Origin of the sequence: Vibrio sp. HI00D65 (genome assembly GCF_001635455.1) — a bacterium.
GTDB lineage: Bacteria > Pseudomonadota > Gammaproteobacteria > Enterobacterales > Vibrionaceae > Vibrio.
In genome coordinates this window covers 1-498 of sequence record NZ_LWEH01000490.1, presented here as the reverse complement: position 1 = coordinate 498, position 498 = coordinate 1, and the positions used below count along the sequence as shown (strand labels likewise).

The window sequence follows — 498 nt, the reverse complement described above, 5'->3', positions numbered from 1 at the left end:
CGGAATATTTACGTGATAACCCAGATTTTTTCCAAGACCGAAAAGATTTGGTGGATCGTCTTGCTATTAATAACGTTGAGCAGGGTGCCGTCTCTCTGGTCGAGATTCAGCTTAAACGTCAACGCCAGAGAATCGAAGAGCTAGAAGAAGAGATCACTGGATTGATGTCTCTGGCGGCGAATAATGATAAAACTTTCTACGAATTTATGGATCTGCAAGCGCAAGTGCTGAAATGCAGTGACTTCATGCAGGTAATTAAAGCGGTTGAGCAAAAGGCACTCGACCTTGGGTTGAAGGCTCATTTGCGAATCCTTTCGCAAACGGGTTTTTATCAACTCAGCGAAGAGGGTTACTCGAAGTTTTCGCTTAACCACTTTAATGGCAAAGATGCCTACCTCGGGCGTTTGAGAAAAGCAGACAGACAAGATTTGTTTGGTGATTTTCCGGTTCCAGAGCTAGGCTCTTATGTAGTACTACCGCTTGCTAAGCCGTCTCCAT

The 498-nt window shown here is 44.6% G+C and carries 1 protein-coding gene; it reads left to right on the top strand.

All coding sequences use genetic code 11. The annotated features are described in order from the left end of the window. Positions 1 to 498, top strand: a 498-nt coding sequence (locus A3712_RS23055; RefSeq protein WP_063525186.1) for a DUF484 family protein, incomplete at both ends; no start/stop codon positions are given.